The organism is Acinetobacter sp. YH16040_T (assembly GCF_024605785.1).
Classification (GTDB): domain Bacteria; phylum Pseudomonadota; class Gammaproteobacteria; order Pseudomonadales; family Moraxellaceae; genus Acinetobacter; species Acinetobacter amyesii.
Genome location: NZ_CP094541.1, coordinates 2,302,718 through 2,318,149, shown reverse-complemented (window position 1 = coordinate 2,318,149; position 15,432 = coordinate 2,302,718). Strand labels below are relative to the sequence as shown.

Genomic DNA, 15,432 nt, shown 5'->3' with positions numbered 1-15,432 from the left:
GAGAATTTATGTTGTATATGTGAATAGTCTGTTGCTATCAAAAGCTAAACGTCACTGTAAGTTAGATCCTGAACTTAAAATTTATAACCAAGAGATCAATAAAAGAAGAATTGGGATTGAGCACATATTTGGTTGCCTTAAAACCTTTAAAATTTTGGCTGAGCGTTATCGAAATAGAGATAAAAGACTGGGATTACGATTCAATTTAATTGCTGGGGTTTACAATATGGAGTTGGATAAAAAATGATTTATGCAAGAGGTCTAATATATTTTTAAATTCACATAATATTTATTTCTTTACAAATAAAAACATTTTGATAGAATTTAAATTAAGTATAAGTAATGTAAGTAATTTCTAAAAATAAACTGGATATTTTAGAGATTTTTAGCAGAGGGTGTAGTGAAAATAATTAAATTTTTAGTCGTAGGTGCTGTGTTGTTAATTACTGGGTGTAGCTCGAAAGTTGTGACCTATGATGCAACTGGTCAGGTGATTGGATCATGTAAAGCAACACGTGGTTTACTTTCGACTGCCAGTGCCCATTGTGGTGGCTCAGGCAATGCGATTGGTGTGAATTACAATACAGTGGATGCCAAGACTGGACTATTACCAGTACCACCAAGTCAAAATCAGATTAATTTAGCACCGTAAATAATAGAGGGGAAATATTGTGAAATTATCAGCACTTATTGCATTAGTAGCAACGGTTGTACTGACGGGTTGTGCATCGACGGTTACTACATTTGACTCACATGGTCGTATGATCGGTTCATGTAAGGCGGAAAGAGGTTTTATTATTGGGGGGGGCGCAGGTTGTTCAGGTTCTGCAAACCAAGAAGGCCGTGGACGTTAATTTTTTCGTGATGATAGCAATAAAAAACCGAGCTAAATAGCTCGGTTTTTTGATCCAATATTATTGGAAATAATAAGAAATCTTATTTTTCAACGAATGCACGTTCGATCACGTAGTCGCCTAGAACGCCCATCTTAGGAGATTCTTTCAAACCGTGCTGGTCAAGTAGTGCAGCAACGTCGTCTAGGAATGCAGGTGAACCACAAAGCATTGCGCGGTCAGTTTCAGGGTTGAAACGTGGAAGCCCAATTTTTTCGAAAAGTTGTCCAGATTCAATGGCAGTTGTTACACGGCCTTGAGTATGGAATTCTTCACGAGTTACCGTAGGGTAGTAAACCAATTTTTCTTTCGCGCCTAATTCACCAAAGAATTCGTGGTTAGGAATTTCATCTAAGATTAAATCTTGATAAGCCAATTCCGAAATGAAACGTGTACCATGTACAACGATGATTTTTTCAAAACGTTCGTAAGTTTCAGGGTCACGAATTACAGAAAGGAACGGTGCAAGACCTGTACCTGAAGAAAGTAGGTATAAGTTTTTACCAGGGTTTAAGTCATCTAGAACCAACGTACCTGTAGGTTTTTTAGATACTAAAATTTCATCGCCAACTTTTACTTTTTGTAAAATAGACGTTAAAGGACCATCTGGAACTTTAATAGAGAAAAACTCTAATTCTTCTTCATAGTTTGCGCTTGCAATAGAATAAGCGCGCATTAAAGGCTTACCATTTACTTCAAGGCCGATCATCACAAATTGACCGTTTTTAAAACGTAACGCAGTATCGCGAGTGGTTTTAAAAGAGAATAAAGTGTCATTCCAATGGTGGACGTGAGTAATCTTTTCGACGTTAAAAGCAGCCATTAAAGGTCTCAATAAAATTATCAAATTAGAACAGCTTACTATTCTAATCTAAAATCATTCTCGATAAACTGAATATATTTAATTGAACTTATCAGAAAAAGTGATTATGTCTGAGCTTAAAATGCCAATTATCGGGTATATGAAATCTCCCTACCGAGAAAAATTTGGTATTCCACGTCAGCCGAATTTGGTGCAAGTCGAATCTTATATTGAAATGGTGGAACCTTATAACGATTTATTGGCTTTCGAAGGGATTGATGATTTTAGTCATCTTTGGCTGATTTGGCAGTTTCATGAAAATAAAAATGCAGATTCGACAAAATTTCGTCCGCAAGTTCGTCCTCCGCGTTTAGGTGGTAATCAAAAAATCGGGGTATTTGCGACACGAAGTATGTACCGACCGTCACCTATGGGCTTGTCGGTTGTGCAGCTCAAAGGGGTGAAAAAAGTCGGAAAATCGGTACGTGTCTATGTTGTCGGTAGTGATTTGTTGGATGGAACACCAATTTTAGATATCAAACCCTATATTCAATATTCAGATGCAGTTATGGATGCGCAAAGCGGTTATGCGCAGGATGAGCCAGAAAGAAAATCTGTGATTTGGTCAGAGCACGCTGAGCAACAAAAACAGGTATTTTTGAATAATGGCAATTTAACCGAACAATTAACAGCAGAACTGGAACAAGTATTGAGTTTAGATCCACGTCCTGCTTATCAGCATGATGTTGAACGTATATATGGCATGTTGTTTGGCGGTTGTAATGTGCGTTTTTGCGTAGACACTAATAAAATAGTCGTACACGAAATTCTAAGTGGTTAAAAAGATCAGGTTTTAAACCTGATCTTTTTTGAAATCGAATTACTTTAATTTAGAGTATTTATCAATTTCAGTACTAGCGATATTGTTAAATAGCGAGCATTCATTTTTGATTGCTTCTACATAGTTAGTTTCAACTTTTGCTTCCAGGCTATCCTTTCCATAATTTTGAATCGCCTCATCTAAGTCAGCTTGATAGTCTTTAATATCATTAGCCAATGTGTAAGTGGTCCCTGATTTATAGTATGAGCCATAACGATAATTTTGATTAAACTGCACATAAGCATCAAAATCATAATTTACAGGTTGATTTTTCGAAATATAAACTGGATAAGAAGCTATGTTTTGGATGGTATAACCGTCATCTAAATATTCAGTAGGATCAAAACCATTAATGTTGTCACCAAGGAGTTCAACATAATTTTTTGAACTTGATGATGTTTTCAGTCTTAAGCAAGTTGAACCTTGAGGAAAAGTTTTTCCTTTTAATTTTGAATAATAGAAACTAGGGAATGTGCCCAACTTCGTTGCTAACGTAGTATCTGCACCTGAAAGATAATTAAATGTGTCTACGTAATAGCCAATTTCTTTACCTGTTAAATTTACCACTTCGAAATTTTGAGTCAGTTTCAGACCATTGAAGTTTTGACTAGATGCTGGTGTGAAAATCCATTGGCTATCATTTTTAGAAATTAAATTGGCAAATTTATAACCATATTCGGTTTTGTTCAGCACTGGTGTATAAAGGCCTTCGTCTGTTAAATAATCAGAAATTATCCATTTCAAGTCATAATTTTCATTGTTATTGCTTAAATAATCAACATTGAAATAAATAGTATTATTTTGAATATTGAAATGTGTTTTTTCGAATAAATTGTCGCTTCCATCCCAATATGATGATGAGTAGATTGACCATTTATTATTTTCGGAACTAGTTTCAGCTCCATTTCCTGATCCAGTTTCAGATGAAGTAGAACTATTGTCTGAAGAGCCGCCGCCGCAAGCGCTTAGAATTAAGGAACTAAAAATGGCTAGGCTTAAAATTTTAAATTTCATGTTACCCTCTTTAATAAATTATGAATTACGTCACTATTATTTGTGACTGTTGCATATAGTATAGAAAAACATAAAAAAGGGAATGTTAAAAATTAACTAATTAAAATTAATGATTTAAGTTAAATTTTTCTTAATAATTTAAGTAAAAAATATTGCGTTTTAATCAGCTGGTTTTGTTATAGTGAACCTATGTTTGGGGAACATAGAACAATGACTTTTAATTTTGAAATTGACACTTCTTGGTGTTTAGACCAATTACAAAAAGATGGACGTATTACTGAACGGGACAAAATACTGATTCAAACCACGCACCGTCAGCGTGAGCAGTTGAAATGGCATCCTCTACAATGGATTGCCAATTTTAATTTAGTCGATCAGAGTCATCCGCAGTCTACCTTAACATTGAATAGACTTTGCCAATGGTTGGCAGAAAAGTCTGGAGTACCGTTTTATATTATCGATCCTCTAAAAGCTGATGTGCCTGCTTTGACAGCCATTATGTCTCAGGAATTTGCAGTACGAAATCGCATTTTAGCGGTTGAATTACAAAATGAGCATGTGCTGATTGCAACGGATCAACCTTATAAAAATGAATGGATTGCCAATTTAGAGAGAACGGTATTACCACGCAAGATTCAGCGTGTATTACTCAGTCCAGACCAACTACAGCGTTACTTGGTTGAATATTACCAAGTGAGTCGTGCGGTCAGTAATTCGCAAAAATCATCGAGTTATGACCGTGAAAATAAAGGCGTTGAAGCACTATTACAATTAGGTGATACACAAAATCCAGATGCCAATGATCAGCATATTGTGAAGCTTGTGGATTGGGTCTTACAGTTTGCCTTCGAACAAGGTGCAAGTGATATTCACCTCGAGCCGCGTAAAGATACAGGAAAGGTGCGTTTTCGTATCGATGGCGTATTGCATACCATCTACAACATGCCCGCAAATACCCTGACAGCCGTGGTCTCGCGAATTAAGATCTTAGGTCGGATGAATGTGGCTGAAAAACGTAAACCGCAAGATGGACGTTTAAAAACCCGTACACCCAAAGGCCAAGAAACAGAGCTACGTTTATCGACGCTGCCAACAGCCTTTGGTGAAAAGTTAGTCATGCGTATTTTTGACCCTGAAGTCTTGGTACGTAGTTTCCAACAGCTCGGTTTTGAAGGGCGTCTGTTGGATGATTGGAAAGCATTAACCAGTCATAGTCACGGTATTATTTTAGTGACTGGTCCGACAGGTTCAGGTAAGACCACCACGCTTTATTCATCACTCAAACAATTAGCAACTGAAGAAGTGAATGTCTGCACCATTGAAGACCCGATTGAGATGTTAGAGCCAAGCTTTAACCAAATGCAGGTGAATACAGGGATTGATCTGGGCTTTGCTGATGGTGTACGGGCTTTAATGCGTCAAGACCCTGACATTATCATGGTCGGGGAGATACGAGATCATGATACGGCAAATATGGCGATCCAAGCTGCATTAACAGGTCATTTGGTGCTTTCAACTTTACATACCAATGATGCACCATCGAGTTTGACGCGATTACATGACCTAGGTATTCAGCCTTTTTTAACGGCAGCGACCATTTTAGGGGTTCTGGCACAACGTCTAGTTCGTCAACTCTGTCCACATTGTAAGCGTGAGACTTTTATCAATGAACAAGAGTGGAAACATCTGACCTTTGATTATGCGATTCAAATGCCTGATTTTGTCTACGAGGCGGTGGGCTGTGATGAATGTCGTCAAACGGGTTATAAAGGCCGTGTGGGGATTTATGAATTTATGCCGCTCAGTATTGAAACCAAACAATTGATTGGTGCCAATGCAGATTTAACCCAATTACGTACACAGGCACGTAAAGAGCATGTTGAGCCATTACGAATTGCAGGTGCACGTAAAGTACTTGCAGGGGTGACGACTTTAGAAGAAGTCCTGCGTGTCGTACCGCTCAACTAATGGTTCGATCAAATAAATAAAAACGTCTTTGCAGCTTAAGATTCGACTCATCTTGCTTTGTTTAAATAGCGTTATCGAAATAGACACAGTAAGAGAGACCGAAGATGAAAACATTCACTCAATTGGTATGTGGTTTAGCATTTGCAGGTGTGGCATCGGTTGCAGTCGCGAATACAGCAGTCAATCAGACGGCAGTTGCACCGATGAAAACCACATCGGTGAAACATGCCTTAGGCTTAAAAGATGACAGTAAGGTTCAATTGAAAGGTTATGTTGTGAAATCGATGGGCGATGAAAAATATCAGTTCCGCGATAGCACAGGCAGCATTACAGTGGATATTGATGATGAACTTTGGCAAGGCAAAGCGATTTCAGCTAAAACACCGGTAACGCTCATTGGAGAAATCGACATTGATTACAAACCGACGAAACGCGTTGAAGTTGATGTCGATCAAGTAAAATTTTAATTTAGCCTGTTATTCATTTCAGTGCTGCTCCATAAAAAACCACGGCTTGCTGTGGTTTTTTTATGATATGAGTAGATATGAGCAAAAGTTCGATACACTGAAGTCGGAACCATAGAAATAGGGTAGGTAAGATGCGAATTTTATTGGCAGAAGATGATGCATCCCAAGCAGACAGTATAAAAACATGGCTTGAAATGGATGGCTACAGTGTCGATTGGGTTGAGCGAGGCGATCACGCTATTTTGGCTTTAGAACAACATCAATATGACTGCATACTTTTAGATCGTGGCTTACCAAAAGTAACTGGTGATGAAATTTTAAAACGTATCGTACAGTTGCATCCGCTTACACCAGTTTTATTCATTACTGCTCGTGACAGTATTGCAGATCGTGTTGAAGGTTTAGATCTGGGAGCCCATGATTATTTGGTGAAACCCTTTAGCTTGGAAGAGTTGTCAGCAAGGGTACGTGCCCAATTACGTTTGCATCATCAGCAGCGTGATAATTCTCTGACTTTCGGGGAATTAAGTTTAAATGTACAAGCCAAAACGCTGCATAAAAATGCGGAATTGATTACGTTGACTTCGCGTGAATATCAAATCTTGCATAAGATGTTGTTAAATCCAGAGCATATTATGACACGTAGCCAACTCGAAGAATCACTCTATGCTTGGGGCGATGAAGTGGAAAGTAATGCGATCGAAGTTTTTATTTACCAATTGCGTAAGAAGATTGGCAGTGATTACATCAAAACCTTAAGGGGCTTGGGTTATCGCATGAATCTTCCGCAACAAAGTTAAGTCTATGAGTGATAAAAAAAGCATTTCCTTACAGTCGCAACTGATTAAAACTTCACTGCTCAGTGCAATTTGGGCGGGAGCAATCTCCCTGTGTCTGATGTTGGGATTTGGTCTGTATCACATCATGAATGTGCATGATGCCCTAATGGACGAAGTGGCTGACATGCTCACTGCGACGGATCTCACGCTGAAGCAAGACGAACAAATAGATGAACTCAGTGAAGAGTTTGATATGCAATATCAACTCATACAAGGGTCGCAAGTCTTAACCACATCGGAACAACACACAGCATTTGAACATCAGCCCAATTTAAAACAGGGGCTAAATTATCAATGGAGAGACGGAGCGCTTTGGCGTAGCTATGCACTTCAGGACGATGGATTAACCGTACAAATCGTTCAACCGATGAAAACACGGCTGAGGGAAACGCTGCAAAGCGTACTAGGCTATGCAGGGATTCTATTGATTGTCTGGTTGATCCAATGGCTATTACTACATATTTTGATTAAACGTCAATTGAAAGTTTTACAGCTATTTTCCAAACAAATCGCTGAAAAAAATGTAGATGACTTACAAGCCATCGTCTTAGCTGAACCTGTATTGCAAGAACTAGAGCCGATCCAAACACAGCTGAATTTTTTATTAAGCCGATTAGATCAAGCCTTAGAGGCGGAACAGCGTTTTACCTCCGATGCCTCACATGAATTACGCTCACCATTGTCTGCGATTCAAATGCGACTTCAGGTATTAAAACGAAAATATCCCAACATTCAGCAGGATTTATTGAGCATACAGCACGATGTTAATCGAGGAACGCGCGTGTTGGAAAATCTACTGATTTTGGCGCGGCTCGACCCGACGCAATCGGAGCAATTAGATAAAAAACAGAACGACTTAGAACAGCTGAGTTTACAAGTCCTTGATGCTTTACAGCCTTTTATTGAAGAAAAGCACATCGAATTGAAGCTACAGACCCAGTCTGTACAGTTTGCGATGAACGCAGAATTGATGTTTAGCTGTCTGCGGAACTTAGTCGATAACGCCATCCGTTATAGTCCTGAGCAAGGACAGGTCAAGATTGATTTAACGGTAACAGCACAGCAGGCGATTTGGACGATCGAGAATCAAGGTGCAGGACTGACAGCCGCAGAATTGCAACGCATTGGCGAGCGGTTTTACCGCGTATTGGGAACAAAGACACAAGGTTCAGGTTTAGGTATTTCAATTGCCCAAAAAATTGTACAGTTACATCAAGGTCAATTCAGTGTGGATGCATCTGAACTGGGTGGCTTAAAGGTACAACTCATTTTTCCAATCCGCTAAAAACATAATTTACCCTATGGAATTTGAGCGAAAGAGTATTGTGAGAGGAAGATGAGTGTTGCGATTTAAACTAAGTTTGAGTAGCTATAAAGCTTAATTTAACTAAGTACAAAACTTAAAAAGCAGTAAGCGGATGGCTTACTGCTTGTGTCCACGATTATTTTTATTGCGCTGATAATTATTATTTTTATCAGAAATTATTTGGTCAAAATAAGGCGATTATTTCGTGTTAAACGTAGTCGATATTCTTCACCTGCATGCATAATGCGAATTTCACGTCCTAAAGCAAAAAGGTTGTTTGAATGTAGCATTGGCAGTGAGTGGTGTGCTTCATTGCTACGAGTAAAAAGGCTAAATGGTGCGTTCATTCCGTCGACTCCGTGGTGTATTTCTGAATGGTTTAAATGATAATCATTATCGAATAGGCCTGTCAACGGTAATTTTAGGATTTTATAAAAAAGATAAATTTGCTTACACTTAGATATCAATTGGAACAGAGTAGAGAGCAGGGAACTATGTCTAAACCGCAAATCGATGTCGCCATTGCGATTTTATTGCATCAAGACAAAGTACTGGTGGGTTGGCGTGAAGCAAAACAACATCAGGGCAATAAACATGAGTTTCCGGGCGGTAAAGTCGAGCAGGGTGAAAGTCCTGAACAGGCTTGTCGTCGTGAAATTTTTGAAGAGGTTGGCATCGGTTTACATGACTGGCATGCTTTTGATTTTATTCAACATGAATATGATGATGTCATTGTGAAATTACATTTATTTCATGCCACCGTCCCGCATGCGTTGCTGAATGAAATCCAAAAGCCATGGGCCTGGTATTCGCGTCAACAACTCATGAGTTTGAATTTTCCAAAGGCCAATCAAGCTATTTTGCAGCGTTTATATTGGCAGCAACAGATCAAAATCACCGCCGATTTACCAACACTTGAAACGCTTAAAGAGACGCTGTTGTATTATTGGCGAGTCGATGCCAGCGCAGAAAATGCAGAGGCATTAAATCAATTACCTACCGTGATTTTAAAACAACTGATAATTAATGAAGATCTATGGTCATTACTCTCTACAGAGGTGCAAGCACATATTTCGGCTTTACATCTTAAGCAGCACCAATTGCTGAAAAAAAATAAAGGTGATTTACAGCTTGGGAAGCGCTATATCGCAGCTTGTCATGATCAAGTTTCTGCGCTGCATGCGCAAAAAATTGGCTGTGAGGCTATTTTTATGAGCCCAGTTCTGGCGACACAAAGTCATCCAGAGGCGCAAGGTATGGGATGGGCGCATTTTTCTGAGATTGCACGAGGCATAGAAATCCCTGTTTTTGCTTTAGGTGGCATGCGTCCTGAATTATTATCTATTTCACAGCAACATCATGCTTATGGGGTGGCAGGTATTCGCAGTTTTTAAATTAAAGTGTGTATTGAATTAAATTTGTATTTAAAGTCGATATTTTAGACTTAAAGTAACTATTGGAAATAAGCTTACTTTTAGTATGTTTTAAATAAAAAAGCCTGATCTCAATTAAGATCAAGCTTTTTTACGGGGTGCTTAAAGAGCTTTAATGGCTTGTTGGGCTTTTTGAATGGTGCTGCTTTTCTTTTGCATTTGACCGGCTTTTAAAACAACATTCCAAAGCTGTTGTTTCATCGGCTTGGTTTGAGCATAGCTTAATCCGCGCAGTGCCAACGATTCTGCATTCGCAGGCTGATTTTTTCGATTGGCGATCATTGCCAAATATAAAAAAGTTTCCGCAGATTGCGGTGCCAAACGCTGTGCTTGAGTTGCCGCACTTTCAGCTTCATTCCATTTTCCATTGGCATAAGCGGTTCGCGTACTTTGCATCAATTTTTTGAATGCATGCAAGTCACGACCATCATCAAATTTTTGAATTTGGGTTTTCTGCTCAGGAATAACGATGCGTTGACGTTTAATTTCTGGATGGTCATATGGCGTAATAATGACCCCAGAAGAGTCATGGATATCTGCCTTTTTTTCAGGTGGAGCAGGCGGCTTTTGCTCAGGTTCGACTATGGTTTGGCAACCAGCCAAAATGATCGTCAAAACGCTCAGAATACTGAACGTTTTTAAAACTTTAATGTTTTGCAATTTAATTTGTATACTCTCCACTTGAGATGATGCGAGGTTGATCAGATGAACCCTGATCATTATCGACATCACTTTCACGAATGTAGTCACCTAAACTATCATTTTGTTCCTGAGTTGGCTGCGTCTCTTCAGTATCAACTGTGTAAGGTTCTACTTCATATTGTGTCGAACCACATGCCGTCGCTTGATTTGGAATAGAGTTGCGCGACAGAGGAATATACATCGCACCTGTACAATGCTGTGCAGATAAATTACCTGAATAACGGTCTAACCAATGCCACTGTACGCTGTCTGGTTGACGTAAATTAACTGGTTTTTGACGTAACTGCTTCATGACATTGGTCCAAACAGGAAGTGCTCCTGACGAACCAGTTAAGCCTGTAACTTTGTTGTTGTCTAAACCTAACCAAACCACACTTAAGTAATTACCTGAATAACCTGCAAACCATGAGTCACGGGTATCATTGGTTGTCCCTGATTTACCTGCAAGTTTAAGTGAAGCCGGTAATGATGCATAAGCAGAACGGCCTGTCCCTGAACTCATCACTTGTTGTAAACCGTAGTTCAAGATAAAGGCTGCATCAGGTGCAATAGTCGGTTGTACCGTTAAGCTATAACGATCTAATAAACGACCATTGGCATCGACCACTGAACGAATAGCTTTCACTGGATATTTGAAGCCACCGGTTGCAAAGTTTCCATAGACACTCATGACTTCCATCGGTGACATATCGATAGCACCGAGGTAAATCGAAGGGTAGCTTGGAATATTAGAAGTCACACCAAACTTTTTCAGATGGTTAATAAAAGTCGACATACCGAACTCTTGACCTAAGCGTACCGCAGAGAGGTTATACGAGTTTGATAGGGCATCGACCATTGGTACGACACCATGTGCGCCACCACTATAGTTTTTCGGTGTCCAAGCTTTGCCATCACTTTGAATGCTGATAGGACTGTCTTCGATTTGACTCGCCCAGTTATAACGGTTTGATTCTATCGCACTGAGGTAAATCACAGGTTTTAGCAATGAACCGACTTGACGTTTAGCATCCATTGTACGGTTAAAGCCAGTAAAGTCCTGCGTTGAACCGACTGCTGAAACCAATTCACCATTTTCAGGATGAGACACCAGTACCGCGCCTTGTAATTCTTTCAAGCGTGCTGGATTGGCATTACTTAAACGTGCCACAGATTCTTTAAATGCAGTTTGTACACGAGTTTGAGCAATCGGGTCCATCGCGGTGAAAATACGCAGACCTTGATTGGTCAAATCGCTTTCTTGGTATTCGGTACGCAGTTGACGACGCACGATATCCATATAGTCTGGGAAGCGAGAAGGGCCCAATGTTGGTTTTGTAATGACATTTAATGGACGCGCTGACTCAGTTTCATATTGTTCTTGAGTTAAATAGCCCATCACCACCATATTGTTTAACACAATATTACGGCGTTTAATCGCACTTTCAGGGTTTTTCCACGGATTATATAGGGTCGGACCTTGAACCAAACCGACTAAATACGCCTGCTGAGCAATATTTAGTTCACGCAGCGGTAAACCAAAATAGAATTGTGAAGCTAAACCATAACCATTGATGGAATAGTTACCGTTTTGCCCTAAGTTCACTTCGTTTAAATAAGCTTCAAGAATTTCATCTTTGTCATAGTGAAGTTCAATCAGCATCGCCATTAAGGCTTCGTTGGCCTTACGCTTAATGGTTTTTTCAGGCGATAAATAGAAATTTTTCACCAATTGCTGAGTGAGGGTCGAACCACCTTGACGTTTACCACCAGTGACATTACTTACGATGGCACGTGCTGTACCACGAATGGAAATACCATGATGCTGATAGAAATTGCGGTCTTCGGTAGCAATTAAAGCTTGGATTAAAGGCTTAGGTACTTTATCGAGTTTAATCAGCACACGGTCTTCATTGTGCTGAGGATAAATACCACCAATTAACATCGGCTCTAAACGGGCAATACCACTACTTGAAGGTTTGGTCGCACTTACTTCAGTGATTTGATCTTCACCAAAGGTCACTTTAAGGACTTGTTCAGGGTCGACACTATCACCAAAGTCAAAACCACGCGTATGGATATAGGTCACATTGCCAGAAGTAACGTAACTCCCCGTTTTCGCATAGCTGTCTTGAGCGTTATAGCCCAAAAGTTTCAGTTCTTGGTTGAGGTCTGCTTGGCTTACAGGCGCATTGGTGTAAATTTCTAAAGGACGTGCAAATACCTTGGCTGGAATGTCCCAACGTTGACCTTCGAATTTATCCCGTACAATATTATCTAGACGAATAAGATAAATGCTGAACACGAGAAATCCGCCGATAATCAACAGCGAAAAAATCAGTGCAATTATGCCTATGCCACGTTCAGAATTCATAAATAGTGATAAGACCCTGAGAAATTTTGCTAATCATGCGAAGCTTTTCAGTATTTTGCAATATTTAAACTGTTATATGTATGCAAAATATTGGAAGCTACTTCACTAAAGTCGAAACTTTAAAGTTTTTTTAAATCATTTCTGTTAGTGATATGATACCAATGAGGCGAAGCGGAGCAAAAGCGCAGGTGCAAATTTCACATAAATCATTTCGAAACATTGGGTTGATTGGTCGTCCAGACAAATCATCAGTGATCGAAACCCTATGTTTGATCCACGATCATATTTTGAGTTTGGGATTACATCCTGTATTTGATACGCAAACAGCGCAGCTGGTTCCCTACAATAATACTCAGACGGTCAGCCGTAATTTATTGGGTGAAGTTGTCGATTTGGTGATCGTTGTCGGCGGTGATGGTTCATTGCTTCATGCTGCACGTGCCTTGGTGAAATACAATACTCCTGTGATTGGGGTGAACCGTGGTCGTTTGGGCTTCCTGACCGATATCAAACCGACAGAAGTGATTTTCAAGTTAGATCAAGTGCTCAAAGGTGAGTTTCAGCTAGACCGACGTTTCTTGTTGGAAATGGAAATTCGCTCGAAAGGCGAGTCGATTTATGATGCTGTGGCTTTAAATGATATTGTGCTGCATTCAGGTAAATCGGTACATATGATCGACTTTGAACTGAATATTGATGGGCAATATGTATACCGCCAACACAGTGATGGTTTAATTGTTTCGACACCAACTGGCTCTACAGCCTATGCATTATCTGGTGGTGGTCCGATTGTCCACCCAAGTATGGATGCGATTGCCTTAGTGCCAATGCATCCTCATACTTTGTCGTCACGTCCGATTGTCGTGGGCGGACAAAGTGAAATTAAAATTTTGATTCGTGAAAACCGTGTTTTACCAATGGTCAGTGCCGATGGTCAACACAGTGTATCATTGGGTGTAGGCGATAGTTTACATATCCGCAAACATCCATTTAAGCTCAACTTATTACATCCACCTGGTTATGACTTCTATATGGCATGTCGTACCAAGCTAGGCTGGAACCAAGATTTTGACTCATTAAAGCAGGATTAATTATGAATATTGAACAGATGCTTGCCGTACTCGATCCTGAAATTGTTGGTCGATTAAAAACGGCAATTGAAATTGGTAAATGGCCAAATGGCGTAGCGCTGACTCAAGAACAACGTCAAATTTGTATGCAAGCGGTGTATGCATGGGAAATTAAACATTTGCCAGAAGATGAGCGTAGTGGTTATATCGACCGTGGGACCAAAGAAGAAGATGAGCATTGTGACTCGCATGTGGAAGAACCTGAGTTCAAGCCGATTCGTTTCGTTTAATCTATTTTCTTTCTGATTGAAAAAGCCAGCTTAATGCTGGCTTTTTATTGGCTTGATGCATGCCTAAATTTTTTGCTTCATACTGCTTATTTAAACGTGACGATTTGCCCACATGGTTTTGGCAGTTTGCATTGCATCATCAAAACTTGCGACGGCGCCCATGGTATACAGTGCGATTCCCATGGTTTCGGTGACCGCGATTTCACCATATTCATGTGTCTGCTGACCGTCCCAAACGGCTTTAAAAACGGCCAAATCGAGTTCTTCTTCGACTGGACTACGGTTGTCCGTCAGTTTAGGCAACTCATGTTCATACATTTCACCCTCTTTGATGCCACAAATTAAGGTTTTTGCATCGGGGTTACGTTCGAATTCACCACCTTCACCCTTAATGACAGCACTATTTTGATAACCCAATTGGAATGCCGCACGTTGGTGTGATCCACGATAGGCCGGATGGAAAATCGCTTGCATGGTGGCTTTGGCATTAAATGGATTTATCAGACGCGCAAGGGTGTGAATTGGGGAACGTAAGCCCATGACATTGCGTAGTGAAATTAAATCACTGAGTATTGGTGAAATCACGTCGAGCGGAATATAAGCAAAATGACGTTGTATAAGCTGCTGTTCCACATCTGTATCATTTTTGCAAATAGGAAAACCCAAATACTCTAATACTTGTTCTGTATAAAGGCGGTTAATGGTATGACCTGAAGCGCCATGCATTACGACATTGTAGCCGTGTTTTGCCAGCGTTAATGCGGCCAATAAAAACCAAGGATAATGTTTGCGTTTACCTGCATAAGATGACCAATCTAAATCGACATCAAGCTTTTTAAACTTGAGCTGATCACGTGTGGCTTGGACAAAGCCTGTCAGTTCATCGACAGATTCTTCTTTTACACGCAATAACATCAAGAAAGCGCCCAATTGAACGTCTAAAACCTCATCTTTTAAGATCATGCTGAACGCTTGGTATGCTTCATCATAAGTGAGCGAACGTGCACCATTTTTGCCTTTACCCACGATACGGACAAATTGCGCAAAAGGATGTTCAAAATCTTTGTAAATATTTCGTTTATTGTTCATGCAAATACTGGGCTTAAAATTAGGACTTAAGGATAGTTTACTTCTATAGTTGGTATTTTTCAGCCTGATAACAGGTTTAAAAAAGGATGTCTTTAGACTATCGTCTAATAAACTCGGTCTATTATTTAACCGAAATTAACATTTGTGGCAGAACAAGCCCTTAAAAAACAGGTAAAATTTAACCTACTTTAGTATGTGTTTCATCTCCTGATCAATGCGCTGATTTTATATCAGGTCCTGATGTGATTATTTAATCACCATACATATTTCGTTTTTCTGTATTTGGCTAAGTCAAATACCTTTGGTGCTCTTTTGTCGAAGACAAA

17 protein-coding genes are annotated in these 15,432 nt (G+C 39.7%); 11 read left to right on the top strand and 6 right to left on the bottom strand.

Annotation, left to right across the window (positions count from 1 at the left end; genetic code table 11):
* Positions 1–19 precede the first annotated feature (19 nt).
* From MST16_RS11425 to MST16_RS11415, 3 genes are all read left to right on the top strand, one after another.
* Entirely contained in the window at positions 20–247 is a 228-nt protein-coding gene (locus tag MST16_RS11425; protein WP_257245643.1) for a transposase, read from the top strand.
* A 153-nt stretch (positions 248–400) separates the two neighbouring features.
* A complete protein-coding gene (locus tag MST16_RS11420; protein WP_180010878.1) occupies positions 401–652 on the top strand; it encodes a hypothetical protein in 252 nt (83 codons plus the stop codon).
* Positions 653–671: 19 nt separating this feature from the next.
* Positions 672–854 (top strand): hypothetical protein, encoded by a 183-nt coding sequence (locus tag MST16_RS11415; protein ID WP_180005252.1) that lies wholly within the window; start codon positions 672–674, stop codon positions 852–854.
* Positions 855–936: 82 nt separating this feature from the next.
* On the opposite strand, the gene MST16_RS11410 is transcribed toward MST16_RS11415, so the two are convergent.
* Entirely contained in the window at positions 937–1,716 is a 780-nt protein-coding gene (locus tag MST16_RS11410) for a ferredoxin--NADP reductase (protein WP_078189109.1), read from the bottom strand.
* Positions 1,717–1,822: 106 nt separating this feature from the next.
* On the opposite strand from MST16_RS11410, the gene tsaA reads away from it, so the two are divergent.
* Positions 1,823–2,536: a tRNA (N6-threonylcarbamoyladenosine(37)-N6)-methyltransferase TrmO gene (gene tsaA, locus MST16_RS11405; protein WP_180010876.1), complete on the top strand. Its 714-nt coding sequence runs from the start codon at positions 1,823–1,825 to the stop codon at positions 2,534–2,536.
* Between the two features lie 39 nt (positions 2,537–2,575).
* Here tsaA and MST16_RS11400 read toward each other — a convergent pair whose 3' ends face one another.
* On the bottom strand, positions 2,576–3,589 hold the full coding sequence (locus MST16_RS11400; protein ID WP_168379329.1) for a hypothetical protein: 1,014 nt from the start codon (positions 3,587–3,589) through the stop codon (positions 2,576–2,578).
* A gap of 210 nt (positions 3,590–3,799) precedes the next feature.
* On the opposite strand from MST16_RS11400, the gene MST16_RS11395 reads away from it, so the two are divergent.
* The 4 genes from MST16_RS11395 (at position 3,800) to MST16_RS11380 (ending at position 8,148) form a co-directional block, all read left to right on the top strand.
* Entirely contained in the window at positions 3,800–5,557 is a 1,758-nt protein-coding gene (locus MST16_RS11395; protein WP_180010874.1) for a GspE/PulE family protein, read from the top strand.
* 104 nt (positions 5,558–5,661) lie between these two features.
* Positions 5,662–6,024, top strand: a complete 363-nt coding sequence (locus MST16_RS11390; RefSeq protein WP_168379331.1) for a NirD/YgiW/YdeI family stress tolerance protein — start codon at positions 5,662–5,664, stop codon at positions 6,022–6,024.
* A 131-nt stretch (positions 6,025–6,155) separates the two neighbouring features.
* Positions 6,156–6,824: a response regulator transcription factor gene (locus tag MST16_RS11385; protein WP_180010871.1), complete on the top strand. Its 669-nt coding sequence runs from the start codon at positions 6,156–6,158 to the stop codon at positions 6,822–6,824.
* A 4-nt stretch (positions 6,825–6,828) separates the two neighbouring features.
* Positions 6,829–8,148, top strand: coding sequence for a HAMP domain-containing sensor histidine kinase (locus MST16_RS11380; RefSeq protein ID WP_180010869.1), 1,320 nt, complete (start codon positions 6,829–6,831; stop codon positions 8,146–8,148).
* A gap of 197 nt (positions 8,149–8,345) precedes the next feature.
* Here the strand turns inward: MST16_RS11380 and hemP are convergent, their stop codons facing one another.
* On the bottom strand, positions 8,346–8,516 hold the full coding sequence (hemP, locus tag MST16_RS11375; RefSeq protein ID WP_078189103.1) for a hemin uptake protein HemP: 171 nt from the start codon (positions 8,514–8,516) through the stop codon (positions 8,346–8,348).
* Between the two features lie 147 nt (positions 8,517–8,663).
* Between hemP and MST16_RS11370 the strand changes: the two genes are divergently transcribed.
* Entirely contained in the window at positions 8,664–9,563 is a 900-nt protein-coding gene (locus MST16_RS11370) for an NUDIX domain-containing protein (protein WP_180009489.1), read from the top strand.
* A 141-nt stretch (positions 9,564–9,704) separates the two neighbouring features.
* Here the strand turns inward: MST16_RS11370 and MST16_RS11365 are convergent, their stop codons facing one another.
* On the bottom strand, positions 9,705–10,262 hold the full coding sequence (locus tag MST16_RS11365) for a tetratricopeptide repeat protein (protein WP_218951708.1): 558 nt from the start codon (positions 10,260–10,262) through the stop codon (positions 9,705–9,707).
* A gap of 1 nt (position 10,263) precedes the next feature.
* Positions 10,264–12,657: a penicillin-binding protein 1B gene (gene mrcB / locus MST16_RS11360; protein WP_180010867.1), complete on the bottom strand. Its 2,394-nt coding sequence runs from the start codon at positions 12,655–12,657 to the stop codon at positions 10,264–10,266.
* 152 nt (positions 12,658–12,809) lie between these two features.
* Between mrcB and MST16_RS11355 the strand changes: the two genes are divergently transcribed.
* Positions 12,810–13,748 carry an NAD(+) kinase gene (locus tag MST16_RS11355; protein WP_078189100.1) on the top strand — a complete coding sequence of 313 codons (939 nt, stop codon included), beginning with the start codon at positions 12,810–12,812 and terminating at the stop codon, positions 13,746–13,748.
* Between the two features lie 2 nt (positions 13,749–13,750).
* Complete coding sequence (locus MST16_RS11350) at positions 13,751–14,017, top strand: YeaC family protein (RefSeq protein ID WP_078189099.1); 267 nt, start codon at positions 13,751–13,753, stop codon at positions 14,015–14,017.
* Positions 14,018–14,107: 90 nt separating this feature from the next.
* Here MST16_RS11350 and MST16_RS11345 read toward each other — a convergent pair whose 3' ends face one another.
* On the bottom strand, positions 14,108–15,106 hold the full coding sequence (locus tag MST16_RS11345; protein WP_180010865.1) for a glycosyl transferase family protein: 999 nt from the start codon (positions 15,104–15,106) through the stop codon (positions 14,108–14,110).
* Positions 15,107–15,432: the final 326 nt, after the last annotated feature.

What these genes read in the sequence shown, in the direction of transcription:
- MST16_RS11410 (WP_078189109.1), bottom strand. Translation starts at nt 1,716, where the DNA reads ATGGCTGCTTTTAACGTCGAAAAGATTACTCACGTCCACCATTGGAAT.
- tsaA (WP_180010876.1), top strand. Translation starts at nt 1,823, where the DNA reads ATGTCTGAGCTTAAAATGCCAATTATCGGGTATATGAAATCTCCCTAC.
- MST16_RS11400 (WP_168379329.1), bottom strand. Translation starts at nt 3,589, where the DNA reads ATGAAATTTAAAATTTTAAGCCTAGCCATTTTTAGTTCCTTAATTCTA.
- MST16_RS11395 (WP_180010874.1), top strand. Translation starts at nt 3,800, where the DNA reads ATGACTTTTAATTTTGAAATTGACACTTCTTGGTGTTTAGACCAATTA.
- MST16_RS11390 (WP_168379331.1), top strand. Translation starts at nt 5,662, where the DNA reads ATGAAAACATTCACTCAATTGGTATGTGGTTTAGCATTTGCAGGTGTG.
- MST16_RS11385 (WP_180010871.1), top strand. Translation starts at nt 6,156, where the DNA reads ATGCGAATTTTATTGGCAGAAGATGATGCATCCCAAGCAGACAGTATA.
- MST16_RS11380 (WP_180010869.1), top strand. Translation starts at nt 6,829, where the DNA reads ATGAGTGATAAAAAAAGCATTTCCTTACAGTCGCAACTGATTAAAACT.
- hemP (WP_078189103.1), bottom strand. Translation starts at nt 8,516, where the DNA reads ATGAACGCACCATTTAGCCTTTTTACTCGTAGCAATGAAGCACACCAC.
- MST16_RS11370 (WP_180009489.1), top strand. Translation starts at nt 8,664, where the DNA reads ATGTCTAAACCGCAAATCGATGTCGCCATTGCGATTTTATTGCATCAA.
- mrcB (WP_180010867.1), bottom strand. Translation starts at nt 12,657, where the DNA reads ATGAATTCTGAACGTGGCATAGGCATAATTGCACTGATTTTTTCGCTG.
- MST16_RS11355 (WP_078189100.1), top strand. Translation starts at nt 12,810, where the DNA reads ATGATACCAATGAGGCGAAGCGGAGCAAAAGCGCAGGTGCAAATTTCA.
- MST16_RS11350 (WP_078189099.1), top strand. Translation starts at nt 13,751, where the DNA reads ATGAATATTGAACAGATGCTTGCCGTACTCGATCCTGAAATTGTTGGT.
- MST16_RS11345 (WP_180010865.1), bottom strand. Translation starts at nt 15,106, where the DNA reads ATGAACAATAAACGAAATATTTACAAAGATTTTGAACATCCTTTTGCG.